1 pseudogene is annotated in these 328 nt (G+C 37.5%); it reads left to right on the forward strand.

Annotated features, from left to right (window positions below):
• Window positions 1-137: 137 nt before the first annotated feature.
• Window positions 138-328, forward strand: a pseudogene (locus H6A32_RS16020) (hypothetical protein); the annotation flags it as partial.

Raw genomic sequence — 328 nt, forward strand, 5'->3', positions numbered from 1 at the left:
AACTAAAACTTCCCACACCAATACGGTGTGTTGAACCTTGAAAATTCAATATTTCAGCCAATAAAAAAGGCATAAACCTGTTCCGTTTGGTATAATGGAATTGACTAGAAACCATTTTTACAAAGGAGATTTATGCCATGTCCAGTATACCACAAAACCATTGCGATGAGAACGAGTTAATTGATTGCGTTCAAAGATTTTTTTCCAGGCATCATGTCAGCAAGCTTCTTGCCAGATGTAATGGGATGAAAGAAAAAGGCGTTTCACCTGTTTCTCTCCTTCGTTACAAACTCAGCAACGTTTTTGTCGGAAGAAGTATGTATATGCA

Origin of the sequence: Drancourtella massiliensis (genome assembly GCF_016900655.1) — a bacterium.
GTDB classification, from domain to species: Bacteria; Bacillota; Clostridia; order Lachnospirales; family Lachnospiraceae; genus Sellimonas; species Sellimonas catena.